Annotated in this window: 15 protein-coding genes; 2 read left to right on the plus strand and 13 right to left on the minus strand. The window is 56.9% G+C overall.

What is annotated here, in order from left to right; translation table 11 throughout:
* Position 1: 1 nt before the first annotated feature.
* The 8 genes from ALP40_RS15905 to ccoN all read right to left on the minus strand — a co-directional run bounded on the left by ALP40_RS15905 (position 2) and on the right by ccoN (position 6031).
* Positions 2–541: a FixH family protein gene (locus tag ALP40_RS15905; RefSeq protein ID WP_122209179.1), complete on the minus strand. Its 540-nt coding sequence runs from the start codon at positions 539–541 to the stop codon at positions 2–4.
* Positions 542–551: 10 nt separating this feature from the next.
* The gene (ccoG, locus tag ALP40_RS15910; protein ID WP_122209180.1) at positions 552–1967 is read right to left on the minus strand and encodes a cytochrome c oxidase accessory protein CcoG; all 1416 of its coding nucleotides are present in this window, start codon (positions 1965–1967) and stop codon (positions 552–554) included.
* A gap of 24 nt (positions 1968–1991) precedes the next feature.
* Complete coding sequence (locus ALP40_RS15915) at positions 1992–2444, minus strand: type II toxin-antitoxin system VapC family toxin (protein WP_122209181.1); 453 nt, start codon at positions 2442–2444, stop codon at positions 1992–1994.
* Positions 2444–2689, minus strand: a complete 246-nt coding sequence (locus tag ALP40_RS15920) for a type II toxin-antitoxin system Phd/YefM family antitoxin (protein WP_122209182.1) — start codon at positions 2687–2689, stop codon at positions 2444–2446. The genes ALP40_RS15915 and ALP40_RS15920 overlap by 1 nt, the downstream gene beginning before the upstream one ends.
* Before the next feature lie 129 nt (positions 2690–2818).
* Positions 2819–3796: a cytochrome-c oxidase, cbb3-type subunit III gene (ccoP, locus tag ALP40_RS15925; RefSeq protein WP_122209183.1), complete on the minus strand. Its 978-nt coding sequence runs from the start codon at positions 3794–3796 to the stop codon at positions 2819–2821.
* Entirely contained in the window at positions 3793–3975 is a 183-nt protein-coding gene (locus ALP40_RS15930; RefSeq protein WP_122209302.1) for a cbb3-type cytochrome c oxidase subunit 3, read from the minus strand. Before ALP40_RS15930 ends, ccoP begins: the two co-directional genes overlap by 4 nt.
* Positions 3976–3980: 5 nt before the next feature.
* Complete coding sequence (ccoO, locus tag ALP40_RS15935) at positions 3981–4589, minus strand: cytochrome-c oxidase, cbb3-type subunit II (RefSeq protein ID WP_024689480.1); 609 nt, start codon at positions 4587–4589, stop codon at positions 3981–3983.
* Entirely contained in the window at positions 4586–6031 is a 1446-nt protein-coding gene (gene ccoN, locus ALP40_RS15940; protein WP_122209184.1) for a cytochrome-c oxidase, cbb3-type subunit I, read from the minus strand. The genes ccoO and ccoN overlap by 4 nt, the downstream gene beginning before the upstream one ends.
* Positions 6032–6300: 269 nt before the next feature.
* Here ccoN and ALP40_RS15945 point away from each other — a divergent pair, with 269 nt between their 5' ends.
* Positions 6301–6981: an alpha/beta family hydrolase gene (locus ALP40_RS15945; RefSeq protein ID WP_122209185.1), complete on the plus strand. Its 681-nt coding sequence runs from the start codon at positions 6301–6303 to the stop codon at positions 6979–6981.
* Position 6982: 1 nt separating this feature from the next.
* Here the strand turns inward: ALP40_RS15945 and ALP40_RS15950 are convergent, their stop codons facing one another.
* The 3 genes from ALP40_RS15950 to ALP40_RS15960 all read right to left on the minus strand — a co-directional run bounded on the left by ALP40_RS15950 (position 6983) and on the right by ALP40_RS15960 (position 12388).
* Complete coding sequence (locus tag ALP40_RS15950; RefSeq protein ID WP_122209186.1) at positions 6983–7441, minus strand: hypothetical protein; 459 nt, start codon at positions 7439–7441, stop codon at positions 6983–6985.
* A gap of 112 nt (positions 7442–7553) precedes the next feature.
* Entirely contained in the window at positions 7554–10499 is a 2946-nt protein-coding gene (locus ALP40_RS15955; RefSeq protein WP_122209187.1) for an Ig-like domain-containing protein, read from the minus strand.
* A 50-nt stretch (positions 10500–10549) separates the two neighbouring features.
* Entirely contained in the window at positions 10550–12388 is a 1839-nt protein-coding gene (locus tag ALP40_RS15960; RefSeq protein ID WP_259640717.1) for a hypothetical protein, read from the minus strand.
* A gap of 591 nt (positions 12389–12979) precedes the next feature.
* Between ALP40_RS15960 and ALP40_RS15965 the strand changes: the two genes are divergently transcribed.
* Complete coding sequence (locus ALP40_RS15965) at positions 12980–14899, plus strand: autotransporter outer membrane beta-barrel domain-containing protein (RefSeq protein WP_409077528.1); 1920 nt, start codon at positions 12980–12982, stop codon at positions 14897–14899.
* A gap of 64 nt (positions 14900–14963) precedes the next feature.
* Here the strand turns inward: ALP40_RS15965 and ALP40_RS15970 are convergent, their stop codons facing one another.
* Positions 14964–15488, minus strand: coding sequence for a hypothetical protein (locus ALP40_RS15970; protein ID WP_122209189.1), 525 nt, complete (start codon positions 15486–15488; stop codon positions 14964–14966).
* A 1184-nt stretch (positions 15489–16672) separates the two neighbouring features.
* Positions 16673–18238 carry a PAS domain-containing methyl-accepting chemotaxis protein gene (locus tag ALP40_RS15980; protein WP_122209190.1) on the minus strand — a complete coding sequence of 522 codons (1566 nt, stop codon included), beginning with the start codon at positions 18236–18238 and terminating at the stop codon, positions 16673–16675.
* Positions 18239–18359 lie beyond the last annotated feature (121 nt).

Below are 18359 nucleotides of genomic sequence, written 5' to 3' on the forward strand. Positions count from 1 at the left end.
GTCAGTGGTTCCGGCCTTGAGCTGCCTGCAGGGGCTCGTCGCCCAGCGTCACGGTGCGGTCACCGCTCAACCATTCCTCTTCGAACAGGCGCCAGGTCTGGCCGCCCTCGGTGCCAAGCAATTCGATGAAACGACGGCCTTCGACAGTGTCCTGAAGCTGCCCGATGTAACGACCGGCTTCGGACGGGCTGCGGGCCAGGAACACACGGCGGTCCTTGTCCGGCTGGGTCGGCGAAATCAGATTCAGTTCCAGTCTTTCGGGGTTGCTGTTGCCGCTCAGGCGCAGGTCGACTTCGCCGGTCAGATCGTCCATGTGCAGGCTGGCGCGCAATCTGAGGGTCTGGGCCAGCTCTTCGCGATTGATCGAGCGATTGATGCCTTTACCGGCTTCGTAATAATTGTCGGTGACCAGGTTGTCCGGGTGACTGATGGCAATGCCCGCCATCGTCAGGCTGAGCAGGACCGAACCGCTCAGAATGCCAATGATGATCCACGGCCAGAGGTGCTTGTACCAGGGGCTTGCAGCGGGTGCGGCGGGCATGGCGTTGCTCTTAACGAGGGGAGGGGCCGATGAACCGGCTTTTGGTTTCGACATGAACATCGTCGTCATGCACGTCCTTCAGTATGAACGTGACGTCCTGGGTACTCGACTGCAGGTTCTCCACGGCACTGGACAGCTCGACCGGAAGGCTGAGCATCTCGCCGCCCGCGAGTGTGATGTGCTGCCGACCCTGCCATTTCAAGTCAGGCCAGCCCTCCACTGCCAGTGTGTAGGTGTGGCCGACCTGATCTTTATTGATCACCTTCAGGCTGTAGACGTTCTCGATTCTACCGTCGGCGTTTTCACGGTACAGCACGCGATCCTTGCTGACGTCCAGCCCCACCAGCGAGCGGGTCAGGAAGGCGGCGGTCAGCAGGCCGATCATCAATACCAACGCCAGTGCATAGCCGATCAGACGCGGACGCAGTGTACGTGTGACTTGGCCGGACAGGTTGTGTTCGGTGGTATAGCTGATCAGGCCGCGCGGATACGCCATTTTGTCCATGACCGTGTCACAGGCATCGATACAGGCCGCGCAACCGATGCATTCCACCTGCAAACCGTCGCGAATGTCGATGCCGGTGGGGCAGACCTGGACGCACATCGTGCAGTCGATGCAATCCCCCAGACCTTGTGCATGATGATCCGTCTCTTTTTTCCGGGGGGCACGCGGCTCGCCGCGTTGCGGGTCGTAGGACACGATCAGGGTGTCCTTGTCGAACATCACGCTCTGGAAGCGCGCGTAGGGACACATGTAGATGCACACCTGCTCCCGCAGCCAGCCGGCGTTGGCGTAGGTCGCCACGGTAAAGAAACCGACCCAGAAATACGCCCAGCCATCGGCCTGCCCGGTGAAAAGTTCGGTGCTCAGTTGGCGAATGGGCGAAAAATAACCGACGAAGGTCAGCCCGGTCAGAAAGCCGATCAGCAGCCACAGGCTGTGCTTGGCCAGTTTGCGCAGTAACTTTTCGGCGTTCATCGCGGTGTTGTCGAGTTTGATGCGCTGGTTGCGGTCACCCTCGGTGAGCTTTTCGCACCACATGAAGATCCAGGTCCACACGCTCTGCGGGCAGGTGTAGCCACACCAGACGCGCCCTGCATAAACCGTGATGAAGAACAGTCCGAACGCTGCAACGATCAACAGGCCGCAGAGCAGAATGAAGTCCTGTGGCCAGAAGGTTGCGCCGAAAATGTAGAAACGGCGCTCCGGCAAATCCCACCACACCGCCTGATGCCCGTCCAGGTTCAGCCAGACCGTGCCGAAATAAATCAGCAGCAGCACAGTGCCGCCCACCATCCGCAGGTTGCGATAGAAACCTTTGAAGGCGCGGGTGTAGACCTTGTCGTGCGAGGCATACAAATCGACGAAAGCGTCCTGGTTTGCGCCAGAAGGGGTGACGTCGTGTACCGGAATCCGGTTACTCATTGAGGCGTCCTGCGGCGATAACGATCACCGGGCCGCCGTCGAGTAGCGTGCAGGCTCCTCGTTCAACTGACTGATCCAGGGGTTGAGCAGAGCGACGCCGCATGACTGGAAGTCCGCCGTGTTTCGTGTGACGACGGTCATGCCGTGAACCAGCGCGGTGGCTGCAATCAATGCATCGCGTTCGCTGCGCGGATCGGGAATATGGAGCTGTGCGCAACGTTTGGCGACGGCCACGTCAACCGCAAGAATGCGCCCCGCGAAGGCTTTCATGACGTGGTGTTCCAGCCAGTTCCTGAGCGCGACGCCCTGGATCGGGTCACGGCGTTCGATACGCAGAATGCCTGTCTCCAGCTCCAGAAGGGTAATGGACGAAATGAACAGGCCAGACGCCATATGCGACCGGGACCATCTGAGTACGGCGCCGTCCGGGTTTCTTTTTCTGAGTTCGGAGACGACAGTCGTGTCGAGTAAAAACATCAGCAGAGGTCCACAGGACGAGGCGTGATAACCGCCCGCTGTGGTTCGAAATCAACGTCTCCAGGCATCACGAGCAGGTCGGCAATACTGACAGCGCTGCCGGTCAGCTTCAGATAATCGTCGATTGAAAGCAGGACATGCGCTGGGCGGCCTCGGTCGGTGATAAACACCGGACCTTTATTTGCGGCCTTTTTGGCACCACTGGTGTCTTGATTGAATTCACGGCTCGAGAGCGTAGTTGTCATGGGCGACCTCCTTGGAATAGACAGTGCAGAGGACAGAAGTCTATTCATGTAGAAATGTAACTACAAGCGCGAAAGCAGGTCAGGAGGAGCCGTTGAAGCAGCCTGTAAACGCATCGCCGTACTTCAGGACTACTCGGCGTGAGCCGGCTTCTCGCGACGTGACAAGCTGTACACGTAGGCCGCCAGGATATGCACCCGGTCATCGCCCTGAGTGGCTTGCTGCGCAGGCATCTGACCCTGGCGACCATGACGAATGGACTGCTGGAGCTGGGCGAAGCCCGACCCGTAAATGTAAGCGCCCGGACGCGTGAGATCAGGGGCCCCCAACAGGGCGAGACCCTTACCTTCTACGCCATGACAGGCGACGCAGCTGGCAGCGTAGAGCTTCTGCCCGGCAGCCGGATCGGCATTGATGCCTTCGGGCAGGGTTCGACCTGTCATGAGTGTCGTGACGTAAGCCGATACATCGCTGACGCCTTGCTCCCCCAGCACCTGGCCCCAGGCGGGCATGACCGCGTGACGGCCATTCAGGATCGAGGTCTTGATCGATTGAGGGTCGCCGCCCCAGCGCCAGTCTTCGTCAGTCAGGTTTGGAAAGCCGTAAGCGCCCTTGGCGTCCGAACCGTGGCAGACTGAACAGTTGGAAGCAAACAGGCGAGCGCCCATGCCCAGTGCTTGCGGATCTTTGGCAACATCTTCGATGGGCATGGCCGCGTACTTGGCGAACAGCGGGCCGAAGCGTGCTTCGGCGCTCGCCACTTCCTTTTCCCATTCATGTACGCCAGTCCAGCCTTGCTTCCCGTCGGCAAATTGAATGTGTTTGTCGCTGTCCAGGTACGTGTAACCCGGCAGCAGGCCTTGCCAGTTGCCTAGCCCTGGATACAGCACCAGATAGCCCAGCGCGAAGACAATGGTGCCCATGAACAGCATGAACCACCACTTCGGCAGCGGATTGTCGTACTCCTCGATGCCGTCGAAAGAATGGTCCATCTTTTCTTGCGTCGGTTCTTTTCGTTCGCCCTTGCGGGTGGCCAGCAGTAGCCACACCAGGGCGACGAGCGTACCCAGCGTCAGCACCGTGACGTACAGGCTCCAGAACAGACTCATGGCGTGTCGCTCCCGGACTTCCTGACCTTGCTGATGGCCTCTGGATCGTCTGCGAAGGGCAGCAGCGTGGCGTCATCGAACTCCGCCTTGCGCTTGGGGCTGAATACCCAGAGCGTCAGGCCGATGAATGCCACCATCACCACCAGCGTGCCAAGGCCGCGAATCATTCCGATGTCCATCGTGTTCACCGTTTACTCTTGATAAGGGTGCCGAGGCCTTGCAGGTACGCCACCAGCGCATCCATCTCGGTCTTGCCTTGCACGGCCGCCGCGGCTCCGGCGATGTCTGCATCGGTGTAGGGCGTCCCCAGCGTGCGCAGCACTTCGAGCTTTTTAGCGGTGTCTTTGCCGTCCAGCACCTTCTCGACCAGAAACGGGTACGCCGGCATCTTCGATTCCGGCACGACATCGCGCGGGTTGTACAAATGTGCGCGGTGCCAGTCATCCGAGTAGCGGCCGCCGACCCTTGCCAGGTCAGGCCCGGTGCGTTTCGAGCCCCACAGGAACGGGTGATCCCACACGCTTTCACCTGCGACCGAGTAATGACCATAACGCTCGGTTTCGGCCCGGAACGGGCGGATCATTTGTGAATGGCAGCCCACGCAGCCATTGGCGATGTAGACGTCGCGGCCTTCCACCTCCAGCGCGGTGCGCGGCTTCATGCCTTCGATGGGCTGGTTGGTGACGTCCTGAAAGAACAGCGGGACGATTTGCGTCAGGCCGCCGATGCTCACGGCAATCACCATGAAAAAGGCCAGCAGGCCGATGTTCTTTTCGAGCACTTCGTGCTTCATGGGTGCGCTCCCGCCACGGTGATGCGCGCCGCGGCTTCGGCTTCTTCCGGGCTGGACGCACGCACGGTGCGCAGAACGTTGTAAGCCATCAACAGCATGCCACTGGTAAAGATCGCACCGCCAATGGCTCGCACGACATAACCCGGATGACTGGCCTGCATGGCTTCGACGAAGGAATAGGTGAGGGTGCCGTCATTATTGATCGCGCGCCACATCAAGCCTTGGGTGATGCCGTTGACCCACATTGAGGTGATGTACAACACGGTGCCAATGGTCGCCAGCCAGAAGTGTGCGTTGATCAGGCCAACGCTGTGCATTTGCGGCCGGCCAAAGACCTTGGGTATCAGATGATAGGTTGCGCCGATGGTGATCATGGCCACCCAGCCCAGCGCACCGGAATGCACATGGCCGATGGTCCAGTCGGTGTAGTGCGACAGCGAATTGACTGTCTTGATGGCCATCATCGGCCCCTCGAAGGTCGACATTCCATAGAACGCCAGAGACACCACCAGAAAACGCAGGATCGGATCGGTGCGCAATTTATGCCAGGCCCCGGAGAGGGTCATCATGCCGTTGATCATACCGCCCCAGCTGGGGACCAAAAGGATGATCGACATGACCATGCCCAGCGACTGAGCCCAATCGGGCAGCGCGGTGTAATGCAAATGGTGCGGGCCGGCCCAGATGTACAGCGTGATCAGGGCCCAGAAATGCACGATGGACAGGCGATACGAATAAATCGGGCGTTCGGCCTGCTTGGGCACGAAGTAATACATCATGCCCAGAAACCCCGTGGTCAGGAAAAAGCCCACGGCGTTGTGCCCGTACCACCATTGAATCATGGCGTCAGTCGCACCCGCGTAGGCCGAATAGGACTTGAACAGGCTGACCGGTAGGGCGATGTGATTGACGATGTGCAACATGCCAGTCACCAGGATGAACGCGCCGTAGAACCAGTTGGCGACATAAATATGCCGGGTTTTGCGCTGTGCGATGGTGCCGAAAAATACTGCGCCATAGGCAATCCAGACGATGGCGAGCAGGATCGCGATGGGCCATTCCAGTTCTGCGTATTCCTTGGTGGTGGTGTAACCCATCGGCAGCGACACGATGGCGCCGACAATGACCGCTTGCCAGCCCCAAAAGGTAAAGGCGGCCAGCCTGTCGGAGATCAACCGTGTCTGGCAGGTGCGCTGGACAACGTAATAGGACGTGCCGAACAGCGCGCAGCCGCCGAAGGCAAAGATCACCAGGTTGGTGTGCAGTGGGCGCAGGCGCCCGAAGGTGGTCCATTCCAGGCCGAAGTTCAGTTCGGGCCAGACCAGTTGTGAAGCGATGAACACACCCAGTGCCATGCCGACAATGCCCCAGACCACGGTCATGATGGCGAACTGGCGAACCACGGTGTAGTTGTAGGCCGTAGGGCTGATTGCTGCGCTCATTACCGACTTCCAGAATTCTGATTTTTTTGCAGGGCATAAGCGGGTGCAGGCGAGACGGTTCATCGCAGCAGCAGACCGAAAAGGCGGGGCAAGGGGTGACCGGCGATGCGCTCTGGCACAGGTTTCTGCCATAGGCCACTGGTCGGCAAGCTTAACTTTGAACGGCACCCGTGGGAAGCCGAGGCGAATGTTAAACGGCCTCAGGGTACGGTTGCCGAGGGCTCGCGGGTATAGTCCGTTTCCTGACGGCCATTGAAAAGAGAAGCATCATGAGTCACAGCACACAGGGTGAGGATCAGCGCACACACCTTGCGCAAGAAAACGGCTGGCTATGGACGGCAGGGCAGTGCGAAACCGGGCAGGAGCCGGTCACGCTGTTATTGGCCCACGGTGCGGGCGCGCCGATGGACAGCGAGTTCATGAACACGCTGTCGGCGTACCTCGGTGCATCCGGCGTGAACGTCATGCGTTTCGAGTTTCCCTACATGGCTCAGCGACGTCACGGCGGCAGTAAGCGCCCGCCCAATCAGCAAGCGCAGTTACTCGACTGTTGGCGCGAGGTGTATGCGCAGTTGCGACCTTGTGTGAAGGGGCGTCTGGCGGTCGGCGGCAAATCAATGGGGGGGCGAATGGCGAGCCTGATTGCCGATGAGCTGAACGTCGACGCGCTGGTGTGTATGGGGTATCCGTTCTATGCCGTGGGCAAACCGGAGAAGCCGCGTGTTGCACACCTGGCGGGTCTTCACACGCGTACGCTCATTGTGCAGGGTGAACGCGATGCGTTGGGCAATCGTGAAACCGTCGAAGGATACGAACTGTCCAGCGCTATTGAGTTGCACTGGTTGCCGACTGCCAACCATGATCTCAAGCCCCTCAAGGTCGCTGGCGTGACCCACGATCAATGCTTGATGGAGTCCGCGCAGAAAATGGCAGCTTTTCTGCGCGGCTGAGTCATTTGCAATGCACGTCGAATGCGCCGTCAGTGACCTCGAAGGCCAACGCCGACAGGGTGAAACTGAAATGCCCTTTCAGGCGCAGGGTGCGAGGGTTGGATTCGACCAGCGTCAGCACACCGGTCTGGAAATGCCCTGAGTGATAAATCACGCTCTGCCAGTGAGGCGTCTCGTTGTAAATCACCTTGATGCGGTCGTGCCCGATCAGGTTATGCGTGCCAAGGCGCAGGTCATGATCGAAGAACAGGCCGATGCTGGCGCGTTTGTTGCCGACCTTGCCATCGGCAATCACTTTCCAGATCCAGTGATCGGGAGCGTCTGATAGTTCCGGGCGCTGCGTCAGTCGTCCCAGCAGGTTGGACATGACAAAGGGTTTCTGGTTGACGCTGGCCTCGAAGGTGCCTTCGCAGGAAGGCGGGCGGACGAAACGTCGGGTGGGCGTTGCGGTGTGGCGCATGGTCTGGCTCTTGAAGCAGGATGGCTGTACGCCTGATGTGCATACATGAGAGCGGGCGCTACGCGATCACGTAACGCCCTTGGATAAACGCGACTAACGCTTCAGCGATGGCCTAGCGAATGGCGATGGCAAGACTGGCATTGTGGTGCAGCAATTTGAAGTCTGCGCCTGTGACCAGATTTTTCACGAAGTACCACTTCCACCCCAGCATGTTTTGCGCCGCGACGGTCGAGGACCAGTAATTGCCCTTGCCCAGCGGCCAGCGGTTACCGTAGGTGGCGTAGATCTCCTTCAACTCGTTGAACGATGGAACTCTGCCGCCCTTGGCCGACGCTGCGCGGGTCATCTGCGAAAGGCTGCCGCTGCCCAGCCCCAGGCACTGAATCACATGGGTCACAGTCACCTGATAGCTTTTGCCGGACCCCGACGCATCGGTGACCGAAATGGTTGCCGTGCCATTGCCTCGGACCGTGGTCAAGCCATTACCGTCCACCTTCGCCACCAGCGGGTTGCTTGAGGTGTACCGATAGGGTGCCTGTCCGCCTGTGGCCTGGCGCTTGATGCTGGTCCCTGCCGGAAGCGTCGGCAGCAGATCCGGCACACTCGGGATCAGATAGACCCTGCCGGCCAGGGTCACGGGCGAGGTGTCGAATGCCAGCGCTTGCTGAACCGTGAGCCAAAGGGGGGCCGAAACACTGGAGACGTCCCCGCGCGACACGGTGTACGTGATGCTGGCAGCGCCGCCTTGCGACGCGATGATCCATGCCTTGGGAACGTTGAACTGCAGCTCGTTGCCCGTCGCAGGTTTCGCAGCCGTGTCATGACTGGAAAGACCGCGCCAATTGAGCACCACGCTGTCCTCGCCATTCATGCCCGGGTAACTCACCCGAACCGTTGCTCCGGACTCGGGAATCAGCGACGGCTTGACCACGCCATCGTGACCGACGGTATCCATGCGCGGTGCCGGGAGCTTCGTCAGGCCGGCGAGAACGTTCAAAGCCAGTGTCGCGGACGTCTGCACCAGACCGTTGGCGCGGTTGACGGTATAAAACACCTCCACGAGCTGTCCGGCATTGGCAACCACCAGTGCAGAGGCGAACACGGTTTCCAGCGGCTGCCCGGCCTCGCTGTCAATGAGGGTCTTTTCCCGGGTGTCGCTGCCTTTCGGACCCTTCCACTGCACCGTGACGCGGTCACCGGCCTTGAAACTTGCGCTGGCGTCGATGACGACGGTTGCGCCATTTGGAGCATTGGCAGGGTCGAGCGTGTCGCCGGTGGCTTCTTTTACCGTGGGGTTGGGCGTCGCAGGGACGATGGTTTCTCGAATGTTGATCAGCAGCTTGTCGGAGAGGGCGATCCTGTTGCCTCGCTGCACCTCGTACCAAGCTTCGACGGTTCTGCCGATGCTGGCGTCCACATAACGTTTGGGCACCCGGAAAACGGCTTCGCGATTGATCATGCCGCTATTGATCACGGTGTAAGTGCTGTATGTCCCGCCAACAGCACTCGAATCCCAATGTGCAGTGACTTTGTCGCCTTCTGCCATTCCCTGATAAGGCATTACACGCAGCAACGCTTCTAGCACAATGTCGGCCGGATCGAGAAACCCGTCGGCTCCGATCTTGTCCACAACCGGTGCTGGCAATGGCGTGGTGTTATCGATGTCTACCAGCAATTGCAGTACAGGCGATTTGAAGAACGCTTTTGCGTGAGTCTTGACGGTGTAGTAGAGCTCCAGCGAGCCACCGGCCAATGCGTTGATCTTGTCGTCCGGGATCAGGAATTCGAGCGTTTTGTCGATATCATCCTGGTTGAGGTTTTTAACCTCGTCATGCATCACGGTTTCGCCACCCGGCGTACGGCCCATCAGCACGAGCGTGACATCGTTACCATCCGCCATGAAGTGATAGGGCGGTACTTGGGCGATGACGTTGCGCAGCGTGGGGTCAAGCAAACCATTGACGGCCGCAGGCACACAAGGCGGCTCAAGCTGTTGCGCTTCGCCGAGGACTGTCAGGGGCAGGCTTTTGGAGCGCAACACATTACCCGATGCCTTGGTGACGTCGTACTTGAGGCGGGCACGACCTTGTGCAATGGGTTGGAACTGATCGTTGGCTATCAGGAACTCGACGAAACTGCCTGGCACCTGCACCACCTTGGAAGCGGTATAGGGTTCCAGAGCAATGCCTTCTGCGGTACTGCGCTCCACGATGAATTCGATGGTGTCACCAATGACGATATTCGCATTGGAAAGCACCAGGGCCTGCACATCGCCGCCAGCCAGTTTGTCCAGATCCAGCTCCATATTGGGAGCTTGTGGAGCGATCGGGGCAGGCAGGCTCGAGTGACCGATTTCCACCGTTGTGTAGGCCGGCAGCGAGAAGCGTGACCAGTTGTTGACGACATCCCGGATCTCGTAGCGCACGATGATGTTTTCCGAGTCGCCAGCTTCGATAACGACCTCTTTATCGATGTCGATCACAACCGGCTTGCCAGGCTGGGTACTGCTCAAGGGTGGGCATTCAACTTCAATGCCGTGCCAGTAGACGGCAATGACGTCGCCGACGGCCATGTTCTCGTAAGGCTCAAGGGTGATCGATACGTTCTCCGGCGACGTGACGATGCCCGCCGGACTGATCACTGGAAGTTGCAGCTTTTCATTCTCGTAAGGCGTAGCTGGATCGGGGTCCCGGCCGCCGGGCAGGTCCAGCTTAACGATCACCTTTTGGATCGGAGAGTGTTCCGGAATTTCCGATGGAAAACGCGTGTAAATGTACCTTACATCGGTGAGTCCGGACTTAATCCAGCGGGTATTTACATACAGCGAAAACAGGCCGTTAGTGTTGGCCGAGTCGGGAGAGTGGGTGTAGCTATCAATGATGTCGTCATGGGCTCCCCAGAATAGATCAATGCGATCACGTTGGCTCATTTCAATGGGGCCGACAATAATTTCAAGTGGTCTGGACGGGTCAGCGACGTCCACGCTGCCCACGCCTTGACTATCATGGCTAAGCACAATAGGACCGGGAAGCTGTTTGAGAACAGGCGATGAATTCATTATGTTTGCTCGGTTATAAGTGGGCGGGGCAAGCCCCGCCTCTGGAAGTTTCAAAGAGCGTTCGGTCGACCCGTGCGCATGTCGATCAATGCGCCGCCACGCTTTGAGTTTCCTTGACCTTTATCGCCTTTGACTTGAAAGCTGGCCTCGACGTGACCGTAGTAGTGCTCATCCAGTTTGTCGCGGGGCACCGTGAGGTGATAGCCGTTATCAACTTCAGCCTGGGTGAGGGGGGCTGAGAGAAATGTCCATTCAGTGACCTGGTTGCCTCCGACGAGACGGTCATACCCTTCATAAACAAAAGTGATGGTCTGACCAAGCGCAATGTTGGTATAGGGCTTGACAAATACCGGGGCGCCATTGGCACCATTGGTGGCATTGATCGCACCGTTAGAATTAAGTGCGGTGAATACGGGCGCGTCCGGACCTTGAGGTCCACCCGGGAGTTCGTCTTTTGAACGAACAACGATGCGTTGGTTTGCAGAAATAGACATGTTCGGATTTCCTGTGGTGGTCAGTGTGTAATAAACGTAGATGTCGTCACCGGTACCGACGGGTTTGAACTTGCTGCTGAGCGCTGTCAGCAGCAATGGGCGGCCTGTCACTGCATCCGTGTTGGTAATCGTGTAAGGCTGGTCGAGAACTTCCTGGCCACCCCAGAATACGGTAATGATCTGCGACGCTTTAAAGTCGGTATTCCAGTCAATAAGGACGGTGGCGTTCAGCTCGAAATCGTTTTCATCAATAAAGTTGTCTTCATTGCTGGGCGTGCTACTGCTGCCTCGAACCGTAGGCTTGTTTGGGGTGCCTGGGACTGGCCGTTCGATATTGACATCTATCGTCAGGTGTTCAGACACGCCCGCGACGTGCCCATTTCGGATAACTTCATACTTGAGTTGACGTGTGCCATTTTGTGCCGATTCGATGGTTGGGAACAGCACGTCGAAGAAGAGGACTAATGGCTCACCCACGTCTTCTGTCGCCACAGGCTCAGGCCCCAGCTTTTCTGCGCCCCAGTAGAGAAGTATCTGATCACCATCGATAACGGTGCTGGATCCAGGAATTTGAACGGTGACGCCCGCTTGTGCGTCCATATAATCTACAAGCCCGTCAAAATTTTCGATGACTGGCGCCGGTAGACCGGGAACGACTTCCGTTAGAAACAGAGGTATAGTGACTTTTCTGGAGTCCGCAGAAACATTGCCTGCCCGGTCAGTCACGGTGTAATAGGTGGCGCCAGCAGGGTTTGGCAGACTCAGGAGAAAGTCTTTTGAAAACTGTATTTCAATGGGTTGCTCTTCGTCTTCATCACCCTTCAATTCAACTTCGGGCCCTGGTGCTGCGCCCCAATATGTTTTGATCAAGTCACCCCGTTTCAACCCTGAGTATCCAAAAATCCGCCCCGTCAAGGCATCGCCCATTTGGCTCAGTTCTTCCAGCGTGAGGCCATCCTCTGCCTCGTCCGGGAATTCCATATAACCCAGTTGATGGGCACCGGCGGGCGTCCTGTCCACGATGATAGAGACGGCGGGCGAGACGATATATTCCACACCAGGGAAGGTGGTTAACCCATAGTCGACCTGATAAGCGCCATCCGTTTTTAGTTCAACGTCAACGGGTATGGTGAGTTCCAATGTGGTCCCGGGAGCTGGAAGTTCAGATAGACTTTCATCGGTGCCGATTGGCGTGCCGTTCAATCTCAAGTGATATTTATCTCCCACAGCTGGCGTGTTCCAGAGGGGGAACTCAACGGCGATATCGGAGATAAGGTCGTCTGTTTTGATAAGGCCATCGATGGGGTCGGCCACCGGTACAACGGGTGCCCGCAGATCGATCGGTTCCTGTTTTATTGGTCTTCTAGCAATGTAGCGCAGTGTTGATTGATACATGGGAACTCTCCGATAGAGTGATCGTTGCACGTGTCAGGGATGGTGAGTGGCGGTTAGATATAACGCCTGTAGATGGAGTTGATGTCCTATCTGGTAAGTGACGTAATAGGGTTTTTCAATCGGCGTCAATAGGTCTTTTTTGTGTTTTATAAAAAAGGGTAGGGTTGTCAGGTTCTGTGATTTTTCAAAAATCTGTAAGAATTTTCTAAGTAAAATTGGGAAATGGACTACAGGTTGTTAATCTTTAAATTGGGTTCGTGGCGTTTCTTTTTCGTAATCTTCCGGTGTATCTAATACCTGGAGCTATTTATTGTGAAAAGTGATTTGGCAAGAATCGGGATTTCGGCAAGCTTGATTTGGGGGGGCATGACTCAATTGGTTTCTGCTGACGCCTCGGCGCCGGAGGAACAGCGCGGCGCACTGGGTGAAATAGTCGTTGTTCGTGTGGATGCTGGTCAGACGAGCTATGTCCAGGGTTCAGATCCCCTGCGTTATTATGAAGTGTCAAACGGTTCGAAACTTGTATCGATGGGGGCAACGCTGGGACAGATCACTGCGGAGCACTCAACGATCATTTTGGAGCCGGGATCGGTGATTAAACATTACTTGCGCCTGTATCACGGCATGCTGGAGATGTCTGATTCAAGTGCGGAAGACACCATCATCCTCGATCAAGTTCAAGAAGCCAGTATCAAAAATATAACGGCTCTCTCAGGGCTGGGGCTCAGTGTGATTGTCAGTACGGTTTCGGTAGAAGACTCGTCACTGACGGGGACGAAAAGTAAAGGGTCGGGCTGGGGTATTGGAGTCTTTGGGGGTGATGCCCATGTCCAGAACAGCGACGTGACAGGCGAGATGAACGCAGCCTACATGACCCACACCTTTACTCTCGAGGGCGGAAGATATCTTGAAGGTCGTCTGGAAGTGGATCATTCCGTACTGGAGTCGCTGGAGGGGGCTACGATAAAAGTCGAGGGGCGACAAGAGCTCACTCATCTGGCGGATATAGAAATCAATAATGATTCGATAATGCTTTCCGGCAATGGAAATCTTCTTGAAACCCTTCACCGCAGTACGACCAATTTCACGGTCGATGACAGTTCCCTTTCTGGCAATCTGCTCGCCGATGACACCAGTACCCTGAACGTCATTTTGCAAAACCGTGCCAGCCTCACTGGCGATATCATCAATGGCAACACCCTGGCTGTGAAGTCCGGTGGCAACTGGCAGATGGTGGGGGATAACGCCATCAAGTCGCTGTCCCTGGATGGCGGCAGCGTGAGTTTTGCCGACGAGGGGTTCCATACCTTGTCGCTGAACGAACTGTCGGGCGACGGCAGTTTCGCCATGCGGGTGGATCTGGATAAGGGGGTTGGCGACCTGATCGATATCAACGGTCAGGCGAGCGGGCAGTTCGGATTGCAGGTTCGTAACACCGGATTGGAGGTCGTTTCTTCCGACATGGAGCCGCTGAAGGTGGTCCACACCGAGGGCGGCGACGCGCAGTTCAGCCTGCTCGGTGGCAGAGTGGATCTGGGTGCTTTTTCCTATCAATTGAAGCAGCAAGGTAACGACTGGTTCATCGTGGGCGAGGACAGGGTCATCAGTCCGTCCACTCAGAGCGCATTGGCGCTGTTCAATGCTGCGCCAACGGTGTGGATGAGTGAGCTTTCGACGTTGCGCACGCGCATGGGAGAAATTCGCGGGACGGGCCAGGGCGGCAGCTGGATGCGCGCCTATGGCAGTCGCCTCAATGCCACGACCGGTGACGGCGTGGACTATCGGCAGCAGATCAGTGGACTTTCGCTGGGTGCGGATACGCCGGTCGAAATCAGCAGCGGTCAGTTGCTGTTCGGTGTGCTGGGTGGCTACAGCAAGTCCGATCTGGACTTGAGCCGTGGTACGTCGGGCAAGGTCGACAGTTATTACGCTGGCGCTTACGGCACCTGGCTCTCGGATGACGGTTACTACCTGGATGGTGTGCTCAAAATCAACCGTTTCCGCAATAAAGCCAAGGTGGCCATGAGCGATGCCAGCCAGGCCAAGGGCGACTACAGCAACACTGCGGTAGGCGGCTGGGTGGAGTTCGGTCGCCACATCAAGCTGGCGGATGATTATTTCCTTGAGCCTTTCGCTCAATTGTCCAGCGTCGTCGTGCAGGGTCAGGACTACCGCATGGACAACGGCCTGACGGCGAAGAATGACCACACGCATTCGCTGCTCGGCAAAGTCGGCACCTCGGCAGGCCGCAGTATCGCGCTCAAGGACGGCGGCGTAGTGCAGCCTTACGTTCGCGTCGCAGTGGCGCAGGAGTTCTCGCGCAGCAACGAGGTGAGTATCAATGACACGAAGTTCGACAACAGTCTGTTTGGTTCCCGGGCAGAGCTGGGTGCCGGTGTGTCGGTGTCGCTGTCCGAGCGTCTGCAGGTACACGCAGACTTCGATTACATGAAAGGCAAACATATCGAGCAACCTTGGGGAGCCAATGTGGGGTTGCGCTTGGCGTTCTAACGCAAAGCGCTGCAGGTTCATCCCGTTCAAAGCCCCCGGTGAATGATCGCCGGGGGCTTTTGAATCAGTTTTCAGGGTAACGGCGGCTCACCCATTGCTTGCGTTGCCGCTGGCGGGGCGTGATCGGCGTGGCGTAGTTGACAGTCACCTTGAGAGCAGGTGAAGTGCCGATCAGTTGTTTGTCTCGATAGATCTCGTAGTAAAGATCGACCAGCCCGTAATGCAGGTGCGTCAGGAAATGGTAGGAGAGGCACATCACGCGCACGATGCTGTTGGCCCCCACCCGGTGATAGATTGTTGTCATGGATACGTTTCTGCCCCAGTAAAAGAAAATGACGTCGTCCTCGCAGAGTTTCACTGAACCCGGTATGTGAATGGAGACGCCCGCAAAAGCCTGTTCCTGAGTAATCGCATCAGTATTTACGTTGGGCACGATGGGCGGTTTCAACGTGTCTGAAATATCAGACGGGGGATACAGGATGAAAACAGGCTCAGCCTCCAAATACCTGGCCACGGGGTCTTCAATTGAACGGGCGACGTCTTCTTGCAACACCTCACCTGATTTAGGTGTTTTCCGATCTTCACTCATGACTGTCCCTTGTTAGTGTTAACAATAAATAGCGTGTTGTTTTTTTCTGCCTCGACGGGTCGTCGTTGCGGCAATGATTACAAGGCAATCTATGGTTGATATCAAGTTGCAGGCGCGTTTCAGGGTAGGCCGAGCTTGTGTCATTATAGTGTTGCGAGTTGTGTCATTGCTGGATGTCTGGGTTTGCCAGACAATCCCGTATTTGAAGGTCGAAACAAGGTGTAGCAACTTTTGCGCTGATCAAAGTGTCAGGTTTTATGTAGGACGCTTACTACAGTCATTTCTGAAAATCGGCTGAAAATACGGCCATTATTTTTCTCTTACAGCGTTGTAGGATTGTTCACTCGAAATTATCAAGCGAATCGCTCACGCGTTTGCGTGAGCGACACAGATTGTCGTACTCGGATGAGTGCTAACTTTCCAATTTATCGCTGCATGGACAGTTCGACAACCGGGGCCATGATCGAAGCGTTGCCTGCACGGTCGCTGACCTGATAGCTGAACGTAACGTGCTTGCTGTCCAGCCCCGTCAGAAACTCGCGTTCAAAAGCGATTTGTACGGGCCGATCGGTGAGGTCTTGCGAGGTGGCGATTGACGGGATTTGTTGTTTGATAGCCTAGTGCGTAACGCCCTGCGGTCGTCAAGTTTCGAGGGGCCACGTACACATCGCCCGGTCGATTCATCTCTGTCAATGATTTGATTTCGCCGACTGAATAACCATTCGGCTTTAGTTGTATTTGATAGCCAGGTCTTACCCCATCCCACCACACCATTTCAACAGCGATCGGTTGTTCCAGACTGAGATTAGGTATTAGCCCATCAATCGGGCTGGATGCAGGAAACCGAGGGGCTGCACATTCATATTTTTACCGGGCGTATGCATTGTTATTTTCCGATGGAGATTAAGTTGATTATGCTGTGTATGTCCAAGCGACATTAAAATCTTGTTTTCAGCAACAAAGGTATGGTTTGCTGCTTGAGCTTTCAACTAATCTGAAGTCATCGCTGCTGTCAACCTTAAATAGATGAGGTTTTGAGGCGGTTGGGTGGTCAAGATATTTCTTACTCTATGTACAGACCATGTTGTAATAGGTGATGAGTTTTTCTGTCGATACACATAACCGGCACGCAAAAAAAAGCCTCGAACTTAAAAAAGCTTCGAGGCCTTCCTGCAAACAACCGATTACCGATTAAACCGCTCTACCAGCGAATACTGCGAATTGGCCGTATCGGTCAACGCCGCACTCAGCACCGCAGACCGATGCGCTTCATCCGAGGTTTTGTCCGCAAGCCCGGCAATGGTCGAGATATTGCGGTTGATCTCCTCGGCCACTGAGCTTTGTTCTTCGGTGGCGGTGGCGATCTGGGTGGTCATGTCCGTGATGTTGGCGACGGCTTCGCTGATGCCGACCAACGCCTGATCGGCTTCCAGTACCCGTGCTACCCCTTCTTCGGCCTGGCGGTGGCCGGTGTTCATGGTCTGCACGGCGTCGTTGGCGGTCTGTTGCAGCTTGGCGATCAGGCCGTGGATCTGTCCCGTGGATTCGGCGGTACGTTGTGCCAATTGGCGCACTTCGTCGGCAACCACGGCGAAACCGCGGCCCATTTCGCCGGCGCGAGCGGCCTCGATGGCAGCGTTGAGGGCCAGCAGGTTGGTCTGGTCAGCGATGCCTTTGATGACATCCACTACGCCGCCGATTTCATCGCTGTCTTTGGCCAGTTGCGTCACGGTCAGCCCGGTTTCGCCAACCGATGTGGACAGGCGCTGGATGGCTTCGCGGGTTTCTCCGGCGATGTCCCGGCCGCGACGGGTCAGTTCGTTGGCTTGCTGCGTGGCCTGGGCCGCTCGATTCACGTGGCTGGCGACTTCCTGGGTAGTGGCCGCCATCTCATTGATCGCCGCAGCGACCTGCTCGGTCTCTACGCGTTGACGCTCAAGCCCGGTCGAGCTGGCGTTGGCCAGTGAGTTGGACTGGCGCGCCTGATGGTTCAAATGCTCGGCGGTGTCCTGGAGCCTAGTCAGGCAGGTCTTCATGCGCGCCTCCTGGCTCAAGATCGACATTTCCAGACGCGCTTGCGGGCCGCGGCTGTCGGTGTACATCTGTGCAATCAGCGGGTCGGAAGTGGTCTGCTCGGCCAGGCGCAACAGACGTTTGGTGCCGCGCTGCTGCCACGACAGTCCCAGCAGGCCCAGCGGCACCGAGAGCGCTGCCGCCAATGCGAAGCCCCACGATGAATTGAGCCATACGCCGATCAGAAAGCCGAGCTGGCTGATCAGAATGAACGGCAGCCAGTCCTGAAGGATCGGCAGCCACTTGTCGCGGCCAGGCACTGCGCTCTTGCCCTGATTCAGGCGCGCGTAAAGCCCCTCGGCGCGACGGATCTGCTCGGCGGTCGGCTTGATGCGTACCGATTCGAAACCCACAACCTGCCTGTTCTCAAGCACCGGCGTCACATAGGCGTTGACCCAGTAATGATCGCCATTCTTGCAGCGGTTCTTGACGATACCCATCCACGGCTGGCCCGATTTCAGCGTGGTCCACATGTGTTCGAACACGGCAGTCGGAACGTCGGGGTGGCGTACGGTGTTGTGAGGCGCACCAACAAGTTCGTCATGGCGGTAGCCGCTGATCTCCACGAAGGCATCGTTGCAGTACGTGATGGTGCCTCGGGTATCAGTGGTGGAAATCAGACGTTGTTCGGCAGGAAAAGTCCGCTCACGTTGAGTGATGGGCTGGTTATTGCGCATTGGATTTCGGTCCTTCGATCAATAAGACTTTCGCGTGTTATCGACCGAGGTATCCAAAAATTGAGTGCTGTCGGTAAGCCCCGCTCAGCAGCCGCGCTGGCCGGACCCTCATAACATCGGT

It is taken from the genome of Pseudomonas viridiflava, assembly GCF_003702045.1.
GTDB classification, from domain to species: Bacteria; Pseudomonadota; Gammaproteobacteria; order Pseudomonadales; family Pseudomonadaceae; genus Aquipseudomonas; species Aquipseudomonas viridiflava_C.

Excerpts from the sequence above, each read along its gene's own strand:
- ALP40_RS15980 (WP_122209190.1), bottom strand. The coding sequence starts at position 18,238 with ATGCGCAATAACCAGCCCATCACTCAACGTGAGCGGACTTTTCCTGCC.
- ALP40_RS15920 (WP_122209182.1), bottom strand. The coding sequence starts at position 2,689 with ATGACAACTACGCTCTCGAGCCGTGAATTCAATCAAGACACCAGTGGT.
- ALP40_RS15930 (WP_122209302.1), bottom strand. The coding sequence starts at position 3,975 with ATGGACATCGGAATGATTCGCGGCCTTGGCACGCTGGTGGTGATGGTG.
- ALP40_RS15905 (WP_122209179.1), bottom strand. The coding sequence starts at position 541 with ATGCCCGCCGCACCCGCTGCAAGCCCCTGGTACAAGCACCTCTGGCCG.
- ALP40_RS15955 (WP_122209187.1), bottom strand. The coding sequence starts at position 10,499 with ATGAATTCATCGCCTGTTCTCAAACAGCTTCCCGGTCCTATTGTGCTT.
- ALP40_RS15970 (WP_122209189.1), bottom strand. The coding sequence starts at position 15,488 with ATGAGTGAAGATCGGAAAACACCTAAATCAGGTGAGGTGTTGCAAGAA.
- ALP40_RS15950 (WP_122209186.1), bottom strand. The coding sequence starts at position 7,441 with ATGCGCCACACCGCAACGCCCACCCGACGTTTCGTCCGCCCGCCTTCC.
- ALP40_RS15960 (WP_259640717.1), bottom strand. The coding sequence starts at position 12,388 with ATGTATCAATCAACACTGCGCTACATTGCTAGAAGACCAATAAAACAG.
- ccoO (WP_024689480.1), bottom strand. The coding sequence starts at position 4,589 with ATGAAGCACGAAGTGCTCGAAAAGAACATCGGCCTGCTGGCCTTTTTC.
- ccoN (WP_122209184.1), bottom strand. The coding sequence starts at position 6,031 with ATGAGCGCAGCAATCAGCCCTACGGCCTACAACTACACCGTGGTTCGC.
- ccoG (WP_122209180.1), bottom strand. The coding sequence starts at position 1,967 with ATGAGTAACCGGATTCCGGTACACGACGTCACCCCTTCTGGCGCAAAC.
- ccoP (WP_122209183.1), bottom strand. The coding sequence starts at position 3,796 with ATGAGTCTGTTCTGGAGCCTGTACGTCACGGTGCTGACGCTGGGTACG.
- ALP40_RS15915 (WP_122209181.1), bottom strand. The coding sequence starts at position 2,444 with ATGTTTTTACTCGACACGACTGTCGTCTCCGAACTCAGAAAAAGAAAC.
- ALP40_RS15945 (WP_122209185.1), top strand. The coding sequence starts at position 6,301 with ATGAGTCACAGCACACAGGGTGAGGATCAGCGCACACACCTTGCGCAA.